We start from the raw sequence: 18,794 nt of genomic DNA, 5'->3' as shown, positions 1-18,794 counted from the left end.
CAGCACACAGACAGTCGACGGACGCCGAGAGTTCACCGGTAGGAATTTGCACGGATGAGTGGTGGAAAATGCGAAGGCCCAGGCCGCCCATGGGCGCTTCGCCGTGATGGCGAGGCGTCCATGGGGCTGGCTTCAAGGCTTGCGGATGTTGACCAGGGTGGCGCCATCACTGGCGTTGCGGAACTCGAAGGCCACCTTGTCGCCCACCTTCAGGCCCTCGAGTTGTGCAGCGGAGGCCTTGAAGGCCATGGTCATCGGTGGCCAGTGCAGCGCCGCCACCGGGCCATGGGCGAGGGTGACGAGGTGGCGCTCGGCGTCGATGGCGCGAACGCTGCCCTCGGCGCTCGCGATGGGCGTCTGCTGGGCGCTGTCCATGTTCATGCCGTCCATCTTCATGCCAGCGTAGTCTTCGGCCAGGGCGGAATGAGACAGGGCGAGCAGCAGGGCGCCCAGGGTGATCAACGGGGTTTTCATGGGATGTCTCCAGGTTGGGTTTGGCTGGCTGCCGGGAGCTGACGACTGCGCATCAGCCAGTAGGCGGCGGGAATGACGAACAGGGAAAGCAGGGGCGCGGTGATCATGCCGCCGACCATGGGCACGGCGATGCGACTCATGACCTCGCTGCCGGTGCCGCTGCTCCAGAGGATCGGCAGCAGGCCGGCGACGATCACCGCCACGGTCATGGCCTTGGGACGTACCCGCTGGACTGCGCCCTCGCGGATCGCCGCCAGCAGCGAGGACGGCTGGTTGGCCAGGGGATGCTCGGCCCAGGCGTTCTTCAGGTAGACCAGCATGATCACGCCGAACTCCGCCGCCACGCCGGCTAGGGCGATGAAGCCGACACCCGTGGCCACCGACAGGTTGAAACCCATCAGGTACAGCAGCCATACGCCACCGGTGAGCGCGAAGGGCAGGGTCGCCATGATCAGCAGGGCCTCGTCGATGCGCCCGAACGTCAGGTAGAGCAGCACGAAGATGATCGCCAGGGTCGCCGGGACGACCAGCTTGAGGCGGGCGTTGGCGCGTTCCAGGTACTCGAACTGTCCGGAGTAGCCCAGGCTCATGCCCGGAGCGAGCCTCACCTCGCGCTCCACTGCGTGACGCAGGTCCGCCACGACCGAGGCCAGGTCACGGCCGCGGACGTCGACATACACCCAGCCGGAAAGCCGGGCGTTCTCGCTCTTGAGCATCGGCGGCCCCTCGCTGATGCCTATCCGTGCCACGCTGCCGAGGGTGATCTGGCCGCCCTGTGCGGTGTAGATCGGCAATTGGCGCAGGGCCTCCACCGAGTCGCGCCATTCGCGCGGGTAGCGCACATTGATCGGATAGCGGGCCAGCCCTTCCACCGTTTCACCGATGTTCTCGCCGCCGATGGCGCTAGCGACTATGGCCTGCACGTCGGCGATGTTCATGCCATAGCGCGCCGCCGCCTGGCGGTCGATGTCGACGTCGATGTAGCGCCCGCCGGTCAGGCGTTCGGCCAGCGCCGAGCTGACGCCCGGCACCGTCTTCGCCACCCGCTCCACCGCCTGGGTCGCACGGTCGATCTCGGCCAGGTCGGTGCCGGCGATCTTCACCCCGATGGGGCTCTTGATGCCGGTGGCGAGCATGTCGATACGGTTGCGGATCGGCGGGATCCAGATGTTGGTCAGGCCCGGCACCTTCACCACGCGGTCCAGTTCCTCCACCAGCTTTTCGCTGGTCATGCCGGGTCGCCACTGGTCCCTGGGCTTGAAGCGGATGGTGGTTTCGAACATCTCCAGTGGCGCCGGATCGGTAGCGGATTCGGCGCGCCCGGCCTTGCCGAAAACGCTGGCGACTTCCGGCACGCTGCGGATCAGGCGGTCGGTGCTCTGCAGCAACTCCGAAGCCTTCTGCGCGGAGAGGCCAGGCAGGGCCGAGGGCATGTACAGCAGGTCGCCTTCGTCCAGCGGCGGGAGAAACTCGCCGCCCAGGTGGGACAGCGGCCAGAGCCCGGAGAGGAACACCAGCGCCGCCACTGCCAGCGTGCTCCGCGGCCGGCGCAGTACCGCATCCAGGGCCGGCTGGTAGAGGCGGATCAGCCAGCGATTGAGCGGGTTGCGCTGCTCCGGTGGCAGCCGCCCGCGAATCCAGTAGCCCATCAGTACCGGCACCAGTGTCACCGACAGCCCGGCGGCGCCGGCCATGGCGTAGGTCTTGGTGAAGGCCAGCGGGCCGAACAATCGGCCCTCCTGGGCTTGCAGGGTGAACACCGGAATGAACGACAGGGTGATGATCAGCAGGCTGAAGAACAGCGCCGGCCCCACTTCCACGGCGGCCTCGGTCATGACCTTCCAGTGCTGCTCGCCGACCAGAGGGACGCCGGGGTGCTGCCGGTGCCAGGCCTCGACGCGCTTGTGCGCGTTCTCGATCATCACCACCGCCGCGTCGACCATCGCACCGATGGCGATGGCGATACCGCCAAGCGACATGATGTTGGCGTTGATCCCCTGGTGACGCATGACGATCAGCGCGATCAGCACGCCTACCGGCAACGACACGATGGCCACCAGTGACGAGCGCAGATGCCAGAGGAAGGCGGCGCACACCAGCGCTACCACGAGGAATTCCTCGATCAGCTTGTGGCTGAGGTTGCTCACTGCGCGGTCGATCAGTTGGCTGCGGTCATAGGTGGTGACGATCTCCACGCCTTCGGGCAGGCTCTTCTTCAGTTCCTCCAGCCTGTCCTTCACCCGCGTGATGGCTTCGCGGGCGTTCTTGCCGCTGCGCAGGACGATCACTCCGCCCACGGCTTCGCCTTCACCGTCCAGCTCGCCGATGCCGCGGCGCATTTCCGGGCCGAGCTGGACACTCGCGACGTCGCCCAGGGTGACCGGGCTGCCATTGCCGGACAGGCGCAACGGGATGGCACGAAAGTCGGCCAGGCTCTTCAGGTAGCCCGAGGCGCGTACCATGAATTCCGCCTCGCCCAGCTCCAGCACACCACCGCCGGTTTCCTGGTTGGCCTTGCCGATGGCCTCGATCACCTGGCCCTGGGTAATGCCCAGGCTGGCCAGCCGAACCGGGTCGAGCAGCACCTGGTACTGCTTGACCATGCCGCCCACTGTGGCGACTTCGGCCACGTCCGGCACTGTCTTCAGCTCGTACTTCAGGAACCAGTCCTGCAGCCCTCGCAGCTGGGCCAGGTCATGCCGCCCCGTACGGTCCACCAGGGCGTACTGGTAGATCCAGCCGACCCCGGTGGCGTCCGGCCCAAGCGCCGGCTTCGCCGTGGGTGGCAGGCGCGACTGCACCTGATTCAGGTATTCCAGCACCCGCGAGCGGGCCCAGTAGAGGTCGGTGCCGTCGTCGAACAGTACATAGACGAAGCTGTCGCCGAAGGAGGAAAAACCGCGCACGGTCTTCGCTCCCGGCACCGACAGCATCGTGGTCGCCAACGGGTAGGTGACCTGGTTTTCAACGATCTGCGGCGCTTGCCCCGGATAGCTGGTGCGGATGATCACCTGGACGTCGGAGAGGTCCGGCAGCGCGTCGATCGGCGTGCTGCGCAGCGACCAGAGGCCCCAGGCGACGATGAACAGGGTGGCCAGCAGCACCAGCAGGCGATTGGCCACCGACCAGCGGATCAGCTTCGCGATCATGGCTGCGCCTCCTGCCGGCTCACCTGTTCGATCACCAGCCCGGCATCGCCCTGGCTGACTTCGAAGCGGATGCGCTCGCCGACCTTCAGCCCGTCCGCCAGCCCGGCTCGGGCCAGGGGGAAGGTCATGGTCATGCCAGGCATGCCCAGGGTGTTGAAGGGGCCGTGGCTGATCGTCATCCCCTGGGCGTCGATGGCCACGATCCTGCCTTCGGCTTCATGCAGCGCGGGCGCGTTTGCCTTTGTGACGGGCACGTCTTCCGTGCGGGCTTCGATGCCTTTCAGGCTGGCTTCCGAATCGATCAGGAACTGCCCGGAAGCAACCACCCGCTGACCTTCCTCCAGGCCCTGGAGCACAGCCACCAGGCCGGCGTTCTCCTGCCCGAGGCGCACCTCAACCGGGCGGAAGCGACCCTGGTCCTCGGCGAGCATCACCAGGTTGCGCTTGCCGGTGCGAATCACTGCTTCGCTGGGAATCTGCAGGACGTCGGACTCGCCAGCGAGATCGAGGCTGACCTCCACGGTCATCCCCGGGCGCAGTTGGCCATCCGGGTTGGGCAGTTCGATGCGCAGGCGCAGGGTGCGGCTCTGCTGGTCGTTCTCCGGCAGGATGCTGGCCAGGGTGCCCGTCACCGGACGATCCGGGAATGCCGGCAGGCGAGCGGTGACCGGCTGGCCGATCTTCAGGCCAGCGGCCTGAGTCTCCGGTACCGCCGCTTCCAGCCAGACCTGTCCGAGGCCGTTGATCCGCGCCAGCGGTGCCCCGGCGGGCAGGGCCATGCCGGTGCGTACATCCAGCTCGCGGATCACCCCGGAGATGGGCGAACCGAGCGTGATCACCGGGCGCGCCCGACCACTGCGCGCGACCTGGGCGACCAGCGCGGGCGGCATCCCCGCCAGCAGCAGGCGCTGCCGCGCCGCTTCGCGCAAGCTTTGGTCCGGCATGGCCTGCAGGGCAAGGTATTCCTCCTGCAGTCCGGCCCACTCCGGCACCAGGATGTCGGCCACCGGCGCCCCGGCCTTTACCACGTCACCGGGCGCCAGGGCGTAGGTGCGTTCGACGAAGCCGCCGGCACGCGCCTGGAGCACCGCCACGTCGCGGTCATTGAAGGTCAGCAGGCCGGTGACCTGCAGCTTTCGATCGAGCCTGCCGCGGCTGACCGAGGCCAGGCGCACGCCGAGGTTCTGCTGGATGCCCGGTTCGAGGTGGACCGCCGGCGGACCGCTGGTGCTGTCATCGTCGGCGTAACGGGGCACCAGTTGCATGTCCATGAACGGCGACTTGCCCGGAGCATCGAAGCGCTGCTGCGGGACCATCGGGTCGTACCAGTAGAGCGCTTTGCGCTGCGAGGCTGCACCGCCGGTTTCTGGCACCGGGGCCGGTGGCCACTGGGCGAACCAGTAGCCGCCAGCAGCGCCCGTGGCCAGTGCGAGGAGCAGCAGTGTGGATGTCTTCACGGGAAGCCGACTCATGCGTGTGCCTCCTCGTAGGTGAAATAGAGGCGTGCCGCGACCTGCGCCAGGGAGCCCAGCAGGTCGAGCTGCCGGAGCCGCGCCTCGATCAGTTGCTGGCGCGCACCGAGCACCTCGTCGAGCTGGAGCTTGCCAGCGCGATAGCCGGCGGTGGCCAGGCTTGCCTTCTCCTCGGCCAGCGGCACCAGCGTGCCGCTGCTGCGTTCGACGGCGCGCTGCAGGCGCCGGTACTCGGCCAGGCCCTCCTCCAGTTGTTGCTCATGCTCGCGGGCCTGGGCCTCGCGCTCGGCATCCAGCTGGCGAACCTGCGCACGGCGGGCGGCGATCTTCGGGTCCTGGCGGGTACCGCTGAACAGCGGCAGGTCGAAGCTGACCTGCAGTGTCATCATGTCGCCGAATTCGCGGCCACGGCGCTGGTAGTCCACCTCCCAGCTCCAGTCCGGCTTCTTCTCCGCTACGGCTTCGCGGACCAGCGCTTCGGCCTCGCGGGTCATCGGCCCGTAGGCGGCGAGCTCCGGGTGCTGGTGCAGCGCCTGCAGGTAGTGGGGGGCTTCGATCGACCAGCGCGGGAAGTCTCCGCTGAGTGTCTGCGGCGCGTCCTGGCCGATCCAGCGCTTGAGCGTCGCGCGGGCCCGGGCCTGCTGGCTCAGCAGATCGTCCTTGCGTTCATCCAGCAGCGCGGCTTCCTGGCGCGGCAGCACCGCGTCCACGGTGCTGGCGCCGCCACTGGCCAGGCGAGCGCGGACGCTCGCGTCAAGCAGCCGGTTTTCGCGGTAGAAATCATCGAACATCGCCAGCTTGCGTTGCAGCGTGTAGGCCGCGATCCAGGCCTGCGCGAGGGCGTTGTGGACCTTCAGGCGCTCCACGCCGGCTTCGGCGTCGGCGCGTTCGACAGCGGCCTGGGCGGTCTCGATGCGGGCCCTGCGCTTGTCGCGATTGGGCACCTCCTGCATCAGGCCGACCATCTGCATGCTCATGTTGTCGCGCTGGGTGGTCCAGCGCTCCTGCCCCTCGATGGGGATGTTCTGCAGGCCGAGGTTGAGCTTGGGGTCGGGCAATTCCCCGGCCGGAATGGCGGCGTTTTTGGCCGCCGCGACTTTTTCGCTCTCGGCGAGCAGGGAAGGGGCGTTGCGTTCGGCCAGCAACAGGGCGTCGTCCAGCGACAGGGACGCACCCTGGGCGGGCAGGCTGGACAGCAGCGCGAGCAGCAGCCAGCCCGAGTGGAGTCGGACGTGGGTCACGATGGGGATTCCTCTGGAAAACCAGCGCACGGGCGCAAGCCACCCGGCAGCCTTCAGGGCCGCGGGCGGGGTTCAGGTCGGGAGAGGAATCAGGCGCAGGGAGGTCGCCAGAGATCGGCGGGCGCCTGGCTGAGCAAGAGGTGGTTGTAGCGGGATGGAGTCTGCGGTGCGACAGGGTGGTGCGGGGCGCTCAGGAGGCTGACCTGGAGCAGGCTGCTGGTCTTGCACTCCTGGCCGGTCTTGCAGGCCTTCTTGCCGTGCGGGGTCATCTTGCCCGCGTCCTGGCAGCAATCCTGGTCCATGCCGGCCATCTGGCTCATGCCCTGTTCCTGCATCGGGCAGGGTTCGGCCGGCGCCTCGAAGCCCGCCATCCCGGTGAGGGGAAGCGCAAGGCTGAGCAACAGGATGATGAAGAGCCGCAGGCGACGAATCATGCCGCGCAGTTTAGAACCTTCCCCTGGGGCAAGGTCAACGGCGGTGTCGGCTGGATAACCGAATCGTCATCCGTGCCTCAGCTTCCCGTTAGCGGCGGCCTCGTAAGGTGGAGTCACTTTCAACCACCCATGAGGTGACTGCCATGCAACTCTCCCGCTTCCTCCTGACCACCGCCCTGCTGGGCACTTCCTCCCTGGCGCTGGCCGACGGTGGCGGCGACATCACCTTCGCCCGCATGGAGCAGGCCCGCCAGCAAGCCATGCAGGCTCGCGAGGGCGCGCCGTCGCCGACACAGATCGCCGAGGCGAAGCAGTACACCTACGGGATGAACCTGGATATCGCCGAAGTCGTGGCGGTGACGCCGATGAGCACCGACTGCGGCGTGGTTCCGGTGCAACTGCGCTACAAGGATTCTTTCGGCGAGGAGCAGGCCATCGAGTACCGCACCGAGCGCGTCGCCTGCCGTGCTACCCGCTGATTCAGTCCGGCGAGGCGGGGAATTTCAGGAGGAAGCGCGTCGGCCCTTCCTCCGAACTCTGCGCGCTGGCCGCGCCCAGGTGCAGCTCCATGATCGATCGCACGATGGCCAGCCCCAGGCCCGTGCCGCCCTGCGCTCGCGAGCGGCCCTTGTCCACCCGGTAGAAGCGCTCGAACAGGTGCGGCAGGTGCTCGGCGGCAATGCCCGTTCCGGGGTTCTGCACCTCTAGCGTCACTGCTGCGCCATCGTCCCGCACCTGCACGCTGATGCATTCGCCCTCGGGCGTGTGGCGGATGGCGTTGGAGAGCAGGTTGGAAATGGCGCGCTGGATCATCAGGCGGTCGCCCACGACCTGCCCATGCCCCTCGATGGCGATGCGCAACGACCTTTCCTCGGCGCTGAAATCGAACAGCTCGGCGACCTTCGCCGCTTCCTCCTCCAGCTGCACCGGCTCCTGCGGCAACAGCGCGCGCGGGTGGCTGACCTGGGCGAGGAACAGCATGTCGCTGACGATCCGGCCGACCCGTTCCAGCTCCTCGGTACTGGCGGCCAGCACCGCTTCGTACTCTTCCTTTTCCCGCGGCCGCGACAGCGTCACCTGCGCCTTGCCCAGCAGATTGCCGATGGGCGAGCGCAGCTCGTGGGCGATGTCGTCGGAGAACTGCGTGAGCTGCTGCACGCCGCCGTCCAGCCGGTGCAGCATCAGGTTCAGCGCCCGTGCGGCCTTGCCCAGTTCCCGTGGCAGGTCCTGCACGGGAATGCGGTGGCTGAGGTCCTGGGTGGTGACCAGCGAGGCTACCTGGCCGAACTGCCGCAAGGGTTGCAGGCCGCGCTTGGCCACCAGGCGTGCGCCCAGGGCGATGAGCAGCAGCAGCGGCGGTACCGCCAGCCAGGCCGAGCGCAGGAAGGCGCCGAGCAGGGCATCGTCGTCGCGCCGATCCAGGGTCAGGAACACCCGCAGGGTATTGCCGTCGCGCAAGCGGACCAGGCCCCGCTCGGTCAGCAGGCGGCGACCGTCCTCCGAGGTCCAGCCGAAGGCGCGGCCACTGCCGGCGAACTCATCGAGCGCCGCTGCGTCGCCCGTCGGCCCGCTGCTGAATAGCGCGGGCTGCCCGCGTTGCTCGTCGAGCAGCGCGGCGCTCAGGTTGTCGTGGCCCATCAGTTGGTCCTGCAGGGCATGGCCGCGCAAGGGCAGGGCGGCCAGGCCGGGGTCTGCGTCCAGCGCGTGACGCAGCTGCCCGAGCTTGTCTTCCAGCTCACGGTGGGCGCGCTGGTCCAATTGGTGGTCGAGGGCGAGGTAGGCCAGGGTGAGCAACAGGACCATCAGCACCGAACCCAGTACGCCGACCCACAGGCCGATGCGCAGCGACAGGCTGGCCGGCTTCATGCGCGCGCTTCCAGCACGTAGCCGACCCCGCGCAGGGTGTGGATCAGCTTGTCGGCGAAGGGGTCGTCGATCTTCGCCCGCAGGCGGCGGATGGTGACTTCCACCACGTTGGTATCGCAGTCGAAATTCATGTCCCAGACCAGCGAGATGATCTGTGTGCGCGAGAGTACCTCGCCGCTGCGGCTCATCAGCAGGTGCAGCAGGGCGAACTCCTTGCTGGTCAGGTCTATCCGGCGGCTGTCGCGGTAGGCGCGGTGGCGGCCGGGGTCAAGCTCCAGCCCGCCGATCTCCAGCACCTGGGGCTGGTCGATGCGTTCGCTGCGGCGCATCAGCGAGCGCACGCGGGCGAGCAGTTCGGGGAACTCGAAGGGCTTGAGCAGGTAGTCGTCGGCGCCCAGGTCGAAGCCTTTCACCCGTTCGGTGAGGCGCCCGCGGGCGGTGAGCATCATCACGCGGATATCGCTGTGCTGGCGCAGGCTGGCGAGTACGTCCCAGCCATCCATCTGCGGCAGGTTCACATCGAGGATGACCAGGTCGTAGGCGCACTGCCGGGCCAGGTGCAGGCCATCGACGCCGTTATCGGCGCGGTCGACCACATAGCCGCTTTCGCTCAGCCCCTGTTGCAGATAATCGGCCGTCTTGTGGTCGTCCTCGATGAGCAGGATTTTCATGAATAGTTACTCGGTAATTGCGTGAGAAATAATGCCAGGGACACAGGAAAGTTCGCCGAGCCCTGTAAAGCGCGCGCAGTCTAGAAGCTGTAGCGACTTCAGGGTCAATCGTGGCGGTGTTGTATTCGGCGTTATTCAGAAAACCGGGGAAGTTCTGCAGGTGACTGCTCTTGAAGGGTTTTCTGGGGAATGCAGGGCTGCCGGGAATTTCGCGAATTGTTTCCTGAAGTTACCTGGAAGAGGTGCGAGGCCTTTTTAAATACATACAACGAGAACTCCCCGGCTGACTAATTACATGTTTGTAATTATCCAGTCACCTTGTCGCTAGAGAGGCGCCCCTAGATTCGCCGATGGAAATGACGGCATGCCGTCGAAGTTGACTCCATTGTGCGAGGTTCGCCGTGTTTGCAAGACGTACTGGGTTCGTTCCATGGGCGGGGTTGCTCGCCTTGCTGCTCTGGCAGTCGCCTGCCTGGACGCAAAGCCGAGAGATCGGCATCGAGGAGGCACTGCTGGCTGCGGCCAATGGCAATCCCGAACTGTCCGCCAGCGCCCGTGAGATCGGCATCGCCCAGGGCTTGCGCGAGCAGGCCGGCCTGCTGCGCAACCCGACGCTGTCCTGGGAGCAGGAAGGCACCGAATCGCGCAACCGCACCACCACTGTGGGCATCAGCCAGCCGCTGGAGCTGGGCGGCAAGCGGGGCGCGCGGGTGGAACTCGCAGAGCGCGGCCAGGCCGTCGCTGCGCTGAGCCTGGAGGCCCGGCGCAACCAGCTACGCGGTGAGGTGATCGCAGCCTTCTTCACGGCCTTGCGCGCCCAGGAACGTGAACGGCTGGCACTGCAGTCCGTCGATCTGGCGCGGCGTGGAGTGGCCGCGGCTGACGGGCGTGTCCGCGCCGGCAAGGCTCCGCCCCTGGAGGCCGATCGCGCCCAGGTACAGCTGGCCGAAGTGCGCCTGGAGCAGGATCGCGCCCGCCGCGACCGCGCCGACGCCAACCAGGCGCTGGCCAGCCTGATGGGGCTTGCCTCGCCGGACTTCACCGGCGTGCGCAGCGAGACAGGCCGTTCACTGCCCGGCCTGCCCTCCAGCGAAGAGCTGTTGCGCCGTCTGGGCGACAGCGCAGAAATGCGCCTGGCGCAGAGTCGCATCGATGAAGGCGAAGCCGCCGTGCGCTTAGCGAAGACGCAGCGGATTCCCGACCTCGACGTCAGCCTGGGCAGCCAGGAGGCCATCGAGGACGGCAACCGCGACCGCATCGCGGCGATCGGCCTGAGCCTGCCCTTGCCGCTGTTCGACCGCAACCAGGGCAACATCCTCGCCGAGTCGCGCCGGGCCGACCAGGCTCGCGACCTGCGCAACGCCGTCGAGCTGCGCCTGCGCCAGGAGACCCAGCAGGCTTGGCAGCAGTGGAGCACCGCCCAGGGCGAGGTGAACGCCTTCCGCCAGACCATCCTGCCCACTGCCCAGACCGCCGTGGAAAGCGCCACTCGCGGTTTCGAGATGGGCAAGTTCGGCTTCCTCGAAGTACTCGACGCCCAACGCACCCTCATCACCGCGCGCGACCAGTACCTGCGCGCGCTGGCCCAGGTCAGCGATGCCTGGGGCCGCATCGAACGGGTCTACGGCGATGTCGGCGCGGCCCGCTAAGGCTCGCCGCGCCTGGCTCGCCCTGCTGCTGGTGACCCTGACGCCGTCTGCCGCTGCGCCGACCGTGGGCCTGCCGGTGCATTGGTGCGTCCACGACCTCTTCAGCACCCTCCATCACCTTGCGGTGCCAGCGCCACGGCGCGGCGCCGGCGGATATTTCCCGGAGCTTCCATGATCAACAAAACCCCTCTCGCCGCCGCCGTGCTGCTGGCCTCTGCGCTGGGCGTCAGCGCCTATGCCTGGATGGGCAGCGAACAGACCGGCGGCAACCACCTCGACGATGCGACCCACGCGGACGGAGAGCACCACAACAGCGCGGCGCCGACCCGTCATGCTGAAGCGGCGAGCCATGCCGACACTGAGCATCACGCCGCCCAGGAAGCCGAAACCGAAGAGCAAGGCCTGCATCTGAGCCCGGCACAGATCGAAGCTGCCGGTATCCAACTGGCCACGGCCGGCCCAAAGGCGCTGGACGAAGCATTCAGCCTGCCCGGGGAGATCGGCTTCGACCAGGACCGCACTGCCCATGTCGTACCGCGCACGCCGGGAGTCGTTGAGGCGGTGGCGGTTGAACTCGGGCAGAACGTGAAGAAGGGCGAGCTGCTGGCAGTGATCGCCAGCCAGCAGGTATCCGAGTTGCGCAGCGAGCTGGCCGCCGCCCAGCGCCGGGCGAGCCTGGCGAGCAAGACCTTCGAACGCGAACGCGAGCTGTGGCAGGAGAAGATCTCCGCCGAGCAGGATTATCTCCAGGCCCGCCAGGACCTGGAGGAAGCCCGCATCGCCCTGGCCAATGCGCAGCAGAAGACCAACGCTTTGAGCGGCGTGTCGGCCAGCGCCGGCGGCAATCGCTACGAGCTGCGGGCGCCGTTCGATGGCGTGGTGGTGGAGAAGCACCTGGTGCCCGGCGAAGTGGTCAGCGAGACCACGGCGGCGTTCACGCTGTCCGATCTGTCGCGGGTCTGGGCCAGCTTCAGTGTCGCGCCGCAGGACCTTGCGCGGGTTCAGGTGGGCAAGCCGGCACGGGTTGAAGCGGCGGACCTGGGCATGCAGGTCGACGGTCGCGTGAGTTACGTCGGCAACCTGCTCGGCGAGCAGACCCGCAGCGCGGTGGCCCGCGTGACCCTGGCCAATCCCGATGGCGCCTGGCGCCCGGGCCTGTTCGTCAACGTGCGGGTCAGCAGCTCGGCACGCCAGGTGCCGGTCGCGGTGCCGGAGCAGGCCGTCCAGGAGGTGGAGGGCCAGCCGAGCGTATTCGTGCGCAACGCCGAAGGCTTCGACCCGCGCCCGGTCAACCTTGGGCTGCGCAGCGCCGGCCAGGTAGAAGTGCTGGCGGGACTCTCGGCGGGTGATCAGGTGGCGGCCGAAGGCAGCTTCATTCTCAAGTCGGAGCTGGGCAAGAGCTCGGCGTCCCACGCTCACTGACGGGGCGCCAGCATGTTCGAACGCATCATTCGTTTCGCCATCGAGCAGCGCTACCTGGTGCTGCTCGCCGTCCTCGGCATGGCCGGCCTGGGTATCGCCAGCTACCAGAAGCTGCCCATCGACGCGGTGCCCGACATCACCAACGTGCAGGTGCAGGTCAACACTTCGGCGCCGGGCTTCACGCCGCTGGAGACCGAGCAGCGCATCACCTACCCGGTGGAAACCGCCATGGCCGGCTTGCCGGGCCTGCAGCAGACGCGCTCGATTTCGCGCTCGGGGCTGTCGCAGGTGACGGTGATCTTCAGGGACGGTACCGACCTGTTCTTCGCCCGCCAACTGGTCAACGAACGCCTGCAGCAGGCGCGCGAGCAACTCCCCGAGGGCGTCGAGTCGGCCATGGGGCCGATCTCCACCGGCCTGGGCGAGATCTTCCTGTGGACCATCGAGGCCGAGCCGGGCGCGCGCAAGGAGGACGGCAGCGAGTACACGCCGACCGACCTGCGGGTGATCCAGGACTGGGTGATAAAGCCGCAATTGCGCAACGTGCCGGGCGTGGCCGAGGTGAACACCATCGGCGGCTTCGCCAAGCAGTTCCAGGTTGCCCCGGATACCCGCCGGCTGGCCGCGTATCGGCTGACCCTGGCCGATGTGATCGCCGCGCTGGAGCGCAACAACGCCAACGTCGGCGCCGGCTACATCGAGCGCAACGGCGAGCAGCTGCTGGTGCGCGCGCCGGGGCAGGTGGGAAGCCTGCAGGACATCGCCAACATCGTCGTGGCCAATGTCGACGGCACGCCGATCCGCCTGCGCAATGTCGCCGAGGTCGACCTGGGCCGCGAGCTGCGCACCGGCGCCGCCACCGAGGATGGCCGCGAAGTGGTGCTCGGCACGGTGTTCATGCTGATCGGCGAAAATAGCCGCACCGTCGCCAAGGCCGCCGCGGCCAAGCTGGACGAGATCAACCGCACGCTGCCGGCCGGGGTCAAGGCGGTGACCGTCTATGACCGTACGCAACTGGTCGACAAGGCCATCGCCACGGTCAAGCGCAACCTCACCGAGGGCGCGATCCTGGTGGTGGCGGTACTCTTCCTGTTCCTGGGCAATATCCGCGCGGCGCTGATCACCGCCATGGTGATCCCGCTGGCGATGCTGTTCACCTTCACCGGCATGTTCAGCAACCGCATCAGCGCCAACCTGATGAGCCTCGGCGCGCTGGACTTCGGCATCATCGTCGATGGCGCCGTGGTGATAGTGGAGAACGCCATCCGCCGCCTGGCCCACGCACAGCAGCACCACGGCCGCCTGCTGACCCGCAGCGAGCGGATGCACGAAGTCTTCGCCGCGTCGAAGGAAGCGCGCCGCGCGCTGATCTACGGGCAATTGATCATCATGGTGGTGTACCTGCCGATCTTCGCCCTTACCGGCGTCGAGGGAAAAATGTTCCACCCCATGGCCTTCACCGTGGTGCTGGCGTTGCTGGGCGCGATGATCCTCTCGGTGACCTTCGTGCCGGCGGCCATCGCGCTGTTCATCAGCGGCAAGGTGAAGGAAGAGGAAAACCTGCTCATGCGTGGCGCGCGCCGCGCCTATGAACCGGTGCTGGACTGGGTGATGGCGCGGCGCGCGCTGGTGTTCTCCTGCGCCGCGGTGCTGGTGCTGCTCTCCGGCCTGCTGGCCAGCCGCATGGGCAGCGAGTTCGTGCCCAGCCTGGGCGAGGGCGACTTCGCCTTGCAATCGCTGCGCACGCCGGGCACCAGCCTGTCGCAATCGGTGGCCATGCAGGAGGCCCTGGAGCGCCAGGTGCTGGACAAGGTGCCGGAGGTGCAACGCATGTTCAGCCGCACCGGTACCGCGGAGATCGCCTCCGACCCGATGCCGCCGAACATCTCCGACGCCTACGTGATGTTGAAACCCAAGGAGCAGTGGCCCGATCCGAAGAAGAGCCGCGCGCAGCTGGAAGCGGAAATCCAGGAGGCCGCCAATGGCGTGCCGGGCAGCGCCTATGAACTGTCGCAACCGATCCAGCTGCGCTTCAACGAGTTGATTTCCGGGGTGCGCAGCGACGTGGCGGTGAAGGTCTTCGGCGACGACATGGAGGTCCTGAACCAGACCGCCGAGCAGATTGCCGGCGTGCTGCGCCAGGTGCAGGGCTCGTCCGAGGTGAAGGTCGAGCAGACCAGCGGCTTGCCGGTGCTCACCGTGAACATCGACCGCCAGCGTGCCGCGCGTTACGGGCTGAATGTCGGCGACATCCAGGACAACGTCTCCGTGGCCATCGGTGGTCGCGAGGCGGGTACGCTGTTCGAGGGCGACCGCCGCTTCGACCTGATCGTGCGCCTGCCGGAAAGCCTGCGCAGCGACATCGACGCCCTGTCGCGCATGCTCATCCCGGTGCCGGCCCCGGCCAATGCCACGGATTCGCGCATCGGCTTCATCACCCTGGGCGAAGTGGCACGCCTGGAACTGGTGCAGGGGCCGAACCAGGTCAGCCGCGAGAACGGCAAGCGCCTGGTGGTCGTGAGCGCCAACGTGCGCGGGCGGGATATCGGTTCGTTCGTCGCCGAGGCGAGCGGCAACATCGAGCAGCAGGTGAAGCTGCAGGCCGGCTACTGGACGACCTGGGGCGGCCAGTTCGAGCAGTTGCAGTCGGCGGCGCAGCGTTTGCAGATCGTGGTGCCGGTGGCGCTGCTGCTGGTGTTCACGTTGCTGCTGATGATGTTCAACAACGTGCGCGACGGGCTGGTGGTTTTCACCGGGATTCCCTTTGCCCTCACCGGTGGGGTGGTCGCGCTGTGGCTGCGGGATATTCCGCTGTCGATCTCGGCAGGCGTCGGTTTCATCGCGCTGTCCGGCGTGGCGGTACTCAATGGCCTGGTGATGATCTCCTTCATCCGCAGCCTGCGGGAGGAGGGGCGTGGCCTCGACGCGGCGATCCGCGAGGGGGCGCTGACCCGCTTGCGCCCGGTACTGATGACCGCGCTGGTGGCCTCGCTGGGCTTCGTGCCCATGGCCCTGGCCACCGGCACGGGTGCGGAAGTGCAGCGGCCGCTGGCGACTGTGGTGATCGGCGGCATCCTCTCATCGACCACGTTGACGCTGCTGGTGCTGCCGGCGTTGTATCGATGGATGCATCGGCGGGATGAGGATGCCCGGGTGCAGCGGGAGGGAGCTGGCCTCGGTCGCTAGCGAGTCGCCGCGAGGAACACTGCCGTGCGGCACAAGGTTCTGGAGGAACGGGCGGATGTACGGTCGGGAAATGCTCTGAACTATCCCGGCCGGGATGTTTCCATCGATGGAGCGTCCGCCACTCCGACGCTCTGTCCGGCAGAGGGGTGGCAGCGGCTCTGGCCGCCTGCCTGTGCCCCGAGCCACCAGCGTACAGGGGCAGGACTGTCCCGGGAGATGCAGCGTGAAAGAGGAAATTGTACCCGAGCCTCGGCCGGGGCCGATCGCCGAACACGACAAGCCGGGCGAAAGGCCGCCCAGGACACCGGTGCGCAAGGACGAGCCTGATCCTGCGCGTCCAGGCCCCGTGATCGAAGAGCCCCATGAGAAAAACGACCGCCCGGAGGACGACTCGAAAGAGCGGCGGTAACCGTGGCGGATGCCTGGTGTGGGCTCCTGAAAATGCCCGCCCCAGGCATCGCACGGATCAATCCCACTTTGTCGGCCCGCCAGCGGTCGGATGTCATTTCCAGCGCTGCCGCTCGCTCCTGGCCGTAGCAGTCGGAGACGTGCTTTCTTTCGGTACACAGACTTGTCCGCCTGTGCACCAGACTGCCGATGCGACTGGCAGTCTTCCAGCCTGTTCGCTGGCTATCCCGCCTATTCCTCGCTCCAAGCGGAACAACGAACTCCGCGCAGCAATTCCGGCCCATCTCTGGGCGATTGCTTCTATTGACCTCAGGCTAGGTTGAGGTTTTAGAGTCCGCCCCGAACCTTTGCGCGGTGGCGAATCCACCCCTGCGCAAAAGCACACTGGACAGGCAGGCGCTGGGGAGACGTTCGATGAACATCATGATTGTCGGCGCGAGCCGGGGGCTGGGCCGCGCGCTGGCCGAGGGTCTGGGACGGCCGGGCGATACCGTGGTGGGCGTGTCGCGCAGGCAGCCGGAGTCATTGGCGGCCGCTGAAGGCGTCCAGCTCGAGTGGATCGAAGCCGACCTGTCGGTCGCCGGAGAGGCCGCGTCAGCCATCGAAGCGCAGGCGCCTGCCGAGCTGGATGTATTGATCTGCAATGTCGGCATCTGGGAAGAGGAGGCCTTCAGCGAACGCTATTGCTTCCTCACCGATTCCGATGAGTCCATCGGCAGGCTGGTCGACGTGAACATCACCGCCACGCTGTTCCTGCTCAGGCGTCTGGTTCCCAGGCTGCTGGACTCGTCACGGCCGCAACTGATCCTGACCGGGTCGACATCCGGCTTGCGCCAGAGCGGACGTCCCGAGGTGGCCTTCGGTGCTTCGAAGTTTGCCCTCAATGGCATGGCCGATGCGTTGCGCGAGGGCTTCAGGGACAGAAGGCTGGCGGTGAGCGTGCTCCAGCTGGGTTACCTGAACACCGATGATCCGCTGACCACGCCCTTGGCGGATGCCGCTCGCCGAGGAGGAGGCCATCAGGTTCCAGTGCATGATGTGGTGCGAATGGTCGATGCGTTGTTGCAGCTTTCGGGAGCTTCGTTCGTCCGCGAGCTGATCCTGCCGGCGATTCGAGACGAGCGCTTCTGACATCGCACCTTCCAGGCTGCACGAAAAAAGGCGCCCTTGCGGGCGCCGAGGGTTCCTCTTCCTCCAAAGGGGCACGTGGAGCGCCAGGAAGCGGAGCAGTCTTGCGGGGGAAATCATCACCAGAAGCCTTGGGGGGCGGTGATGCCTTCCGTTATACCCAGGGGCGCCTAACGGCAGGCTGATGCGCAGCTGACAATTCCGTCATCCGCCCGCCAGGCGCCGGCCCTACAGCACGGCCAGCGGGTATTCGATGATCAGCCGCACTTCGTCCAGGTCCGATTCGAAGGCGGTGGCGCGAGTCGTTGCCTGGCGTACGCGCAGGGACAGGTCCTTGAGCTGGCCTTCCTGGAATACGTACTTGGCCTCGATGTCGCGCTCCCAGCGCTTCTGGTCGGTCAGCGGGTCGCCGTTGTCGTCCCGGCGCATGTACACGGCGTTGGCATTGGAATAGTCGGCGTCGGAACCGCGTGCGTAGCGGGTCATGAAGCTCAGGCCGGGCACGCCGTAGGTAGCCATGTCGAGGTCATAGCGGACCATCCAGGAGCGCTCCTTCGGCGAGTTGAAGTCGCTGTACTGGATGGAGTTGTCGAGGTAGATCGAGTCGGCCTGGCGCAGGTAGTCGAAGTCGTTGTTGCCGTTGTTGCGCTGGTGGCTGACGGCGATGCGGTGGGCGCCGAAGTGCAGCCCGGCGCTGGCGCTCCAGATATTGGTGTTGAACTCGCCGAGCAGCTCGCGCCCCTCGTCCTGCGACTTGTAGTAGTTGAAGCCGCCGAACAGCTCCACCGCCTCGCTGAGCGGGAAGTTCAGCGCGGTGCCGAAGTAGTACTGGTTCCAGGCGTCCTTCAGGCGGCTGCTGTAGAGGCTGACGCTGGCATTGTCATTGATCGCGTAGTCACCGCCGCCGTAGGCAAGCCAGGACGAATCCACCGGGCCGGCGTAGAAGGTGGCGAAGCCGTCGTCCATCTGCCGTGATTGCGGCTGGCTCATGGAGTGCAGGCGGCCACCCTGCAGGGTCAGGCCTTCGAGGCTGGTGTTCTGCAGGGTGAAACCACGGAAGGATTCGGGCAGCAGGCGCGAGTCGCCGTAGTGCACCACGGGTGTCTCCGGGAACACGTCGCCGACCTTCAGCACCGTGTCCCACAGGCGCACCTTGGCCGCGCCGCCGGCCTTGGAGTAGTCGCTTTCGGTGCGGCCGTCGTTGTCGGTGGGCAGCACATCCACCGAACTGCCGGCGCCGTTGCGACCGTCACCGGTATCGAGCTGGAAGCCTAGCATGGCGAAGGCGTCCACCCCGACGCCGACCGTGCCCTGGGTGAAGCCGGATTCGAACCTGCCGATGATCCCGTGCGCCCAGACTTCCGAGTAGCCGTTGCCGCGCGGCGGTACGGACTGGCCATGGCGGGCGTCGCGGTTGAAGTAGAGGTTGCGGTTGAGGATTTCCAGGCTGGCGCCTTCGATGAAGCCTTCGGGCTTCTCTTCGGTTTTCGCCGCGGCGAAGACGGTCGGCGAAGCGACCCCCAGTGCCAGCAGCGAAGCCGCCAGCGGGAACTTGTGTCGGTACTTTTGATGCGTGCGATACATGGATGTGCTCCCAAGGGCAGGGTGGTTTGGTTACCGCCTGCTGTTGTTGTTTTCGCCCAGGCGTGGCGAGGGCCACGGGCATCGTGTAGGAGCGTGGATAACGACCCGGT

13 protein-coding genes are annotated in these 18,794 nt (G+C 67.0%); 5 read left to right on the top strand and 8 right to left on the bottom strand.

Annotated features, from left to right (window positions below; all coding sequences use genetic code 11):
* Nucleotides 1-132: 132 nt before the first annotated feature.
* From G4G71_RS16760 to G4G71_RS16740, 5 genes are all read right to left on the bottom strand, one after another.
* On the bottom strand, nt 133-474 hold the full coding sequence (locus G4G71_RS16760) for a copper-binding protein (RefSeq protein ID WP_169939173.1): 342 nt from the start codon (nt 472-474) through the stop codon (nt 133-135).
* The gene (locus tag G4G71_RS16755) at nt 471-3,623 is read right to left on the bottom strand and encodes an efflux RND transporter permease subunit (RefSeq protein WP_169939172.1); all 3,153 of its coding nucleotides are present in this window, start codon (nt 3,621-3,623) and stop codon (nt 471-473) included. The genes G4G71_RS16760 and G4G71_RS16755 overlap by 4 nt, the downstream gene beginning before the upstream one ends.
* A complete protein-coding gene (locus tag G4G71_RS16750; RefSeq protein ID WP_169939171.1) occupies nt 3,620-5,095 on the bottom strand; it encodes an efflux RND transporter periplasmic adaptor subunit in 1,476 nt (491 codons plus the stop codon). Before G4G71_RS16750 ends, G4G71_RS16755 begins: the two co-directional genes overlap by 4 nt.
* Nucleotides 5,092-6,336: a TolC family protein gene (locus G4G71_RS16745; RefSeq protein ID WP_169939170.1), complete on the bottom strand. Its 1,245-nt coding sequence runs from the start codon at nt 6,334-6,336 to the stop codon at nt 5,092-5,094. Before G4G71_RS16745 ends, G4G71_RS16750 begins: the two co-directional genes overlap by 4 nt.
* A gap of 89 nt (nt 6,337-6,425) precedes the next feature.
* On the bottom strand, nt 6,426-6,770 hold the full coding sequence (locus G4G71_RS16740; RefSeq protein ID WP_169939169.1) for a hypothetical protein: 345 nt from the start codon (nt 6,768-6,770) through the stop codon (nt 6,426-6,428).
* Nucleotides 6,771-6,913: 143 nt separating this feature from the next.
* Here G4G71_RS16740 and G4G71_RS16735 point away from each other — a divergent pair, with 143 nt between their 5' ends.
* On the top strand, nt 6,914-7,249 hold the full coding sequence (locus G4G71_RS16735; protein ID WP_169939168.1) for a DUF2790 domain-containing protein: 336 nt from the start codon (nt 6,914-6,916) through the stop codon (nt 7,247-7,249).
* 1 nt (nt 7,250) lies between these two features.
* Here the strand turns inward: G4G71_RS16735 and G4G71_RS16730 are convergent, their stop codons facing one another.
* Both G4G71_RS16730 and G4G71_RS16725 read right to left on the bottom strand, forming a co-directional pair.
* Complete coding sequence (locus G4G71_RS16730) at nt 7,251-8,636, bottom strand: heavy metal sensor histidine kinase (protein WP_169939167.1); 1,386 nt, start codon at nt 8,634-8,636, stop codon at nt 7,251-7,253.
* The gene (locus G4G71_RS16725) at nt 8,633-9,307 is read right to left on the bottom strand and encodes a heavy metal response regulator transcription factor (RefSeq protein WP_054909263.1); all 675 of its coding nucleotides are present in this window, start codon (nt 9,305-9,307) and stop codon (nt 8,633-8,635) included. The genes G4G71_RS16730 and G4G71_RS16725 overlap by 4 nt, the downstream gene beginning before the upstream one ends.
* 440 nt (nt 9,308-9,747) lie before the next feature.
* Here G4G71_RS16725 and G4G71_RS16720 point away from each other — a divergent pair, with 440 nt between their 5' ends.
* From G4G71_RS16720 to G4G71_RS16705, 4 genes are all read left to right on the top strand, one after another.
* Nucleotides 9,748-10,956 carry a TolC family protein gene (locus G4G71_RS16720; protein WP_169939166.1) on the top strand — a complete coding sequence of 403 codons (1,209 nt, stop codon included), beginning with the start codon at nt 9,748-9,750 and terminating at the stop codon, nt 10,954-10,956.
* A gap of 171 nt (nt 10,957-11,127) precedes the next feature.
* The gene (locus G4G71_RS16715; RefSeq protein WP_169939165.1) at nt 11,128-12,378 is read left to right on the top strand and encodes an efflux RND transporter periplasmic adaptor subunit; all 1,251 of its coding nucleotides are present in this window, start codon (nt 11,128-11,130) and stop codon (nt 12,376-12,378) included.
* Between the two features lie 12 nt (nt 12,379-12,390).
* Complete coding sequence (locus G4G71_RS16710) at nt 12,391-15,564, top strand: CusA/CzcA family heavy metal efflux RND transporter (protein ID WP_169939164.1); 3,174 nt, start codon at nt 12,391-12,393, stop codon at nt 15,562-15,564.
* A gap of 822 nt (nt 15,565-16,386) precedes the next feature.
* On the top strand, nt 16,387-17,103 hold the full coding sequence (locus tag G4G71_RS16705) for an SDR family NAD(P)-dependent oxidoreductase (protein WP_169939163.1): 717 nt from the start codon (nt 16,387-16,389) through the stop codon (nt 17,101-17,103).
* A 225-nt stretch (nt 17,104-17,328) separates the two neighbouring features.
* Here G4G71_RS16705 and G4G71_RS16700 read toward each other — a convergent pair whose 3' ends face one another.
* On the bottom strand, nt 17,329-18,684 hold the full coding sequence (locus tag G4G71_RS16700) for an OprD family porin (RefSeq protein ID WP_169939162.1): 1,356 nt from the start codon (nt 18,682-18,684) through the stop codon (nt 17,329-17,331).
* Nucleotides 18,685-18,794: the final 110 nt, after the last annotated feature.

The sequence above is a fragment of the Pseudomonas multiresinivorans genome, from assembly GCF_012971725.1.
Lineage (GTDB): Bacteria > Pseudomonadota > Gammaproteobacteria > Pseudomonadales > Pseudomonadaceae > Pseudomonas > Pseudomonas multiresinivorans.
This window is presented reverse-complemented; position numbering and strand designations above follow the sequence as displayed.

Bases quoted from the DNA above. Each gene is read 5' to 3' on its own strand.
- G4G71_RS16760 (WP_169939173.1), bottom strand. From the start codon at position 474: ATGAAAACCCCGTTGATCACCCTGGGCGCCCTGCTGCTCGCCCTGTCT.
- G4G71_RS16755 (WP_169939172.1), bottom strand. From the start codon at position 3,623: ATGATCGCGAAGCTGATCCGCTGGTCGGTGGCCAATCGCCTGCTGGTG.
- G4G71_RS16750 (WP_169939171.1), bottom strand. From the start codon at position 5,095: ATGAGTCGGCTTCCCGTGAAGACATCCACACTGCTGCTCCTCGCACTG.
- G4G71_RS16740 (WP_169939169.1), bottom strand. From the start codon at position 6,770: ATGATTCGTCGCCTGCGGCTCTTCATCATCCTGTTGCTCAGCCTTGCG.
- G4G71_RS16735 (WP_169939168.1), top strand. From the start codon at position 6,914: ATGCAACTCTCCCGCTTCCTCCTGACCACCGCCCTGCTGGGCACTTCC.
- G4G71_RS16730 (WP_169939167.1), bottom strand. From the start codon at position 8,636: ATGAAGCCGGCCAGCCTGTCGCTGCGCATCGGCCTGTGGGTCGGCGTA.
- G4G71_RS16725 (WP_054909263.1), bottom strand. From the start codon at position 9,307: ATGAAAATCCTGCTCATCGAGGACGACCACAAGACGGCCGATTATCTG.
- G4G71_RS16715 (WP_169939165.1), top strand. From the start codon at position 11,128: ATGATCAACAAAACCCCTCTCGCCGCCGCCGTGCTGCTGGCCTCTGCG.
- G4G71_RS16710 (WP_169939164.1), top strand. From the start codon at position 12,391: ATGTTCGAACGCATCATTCGTTTCGCCATCGAGCAGCGCTACCTGGTG.
- G4G71_RS16705 (WP_169939163.1), top strand. From the start codon at position 16,387: ATGAACATCATGATTGTCGGCGCGAGCCGGGGGCTGGGCCGCGCGCTG.
- G4G71_RS16700 (WP_169939162.1), bottom strand. From the start codon at position 18,684: ATGTATCGCACGCATCAAAAGTACCGACACAAGTTCCCGCTGGCGGCT.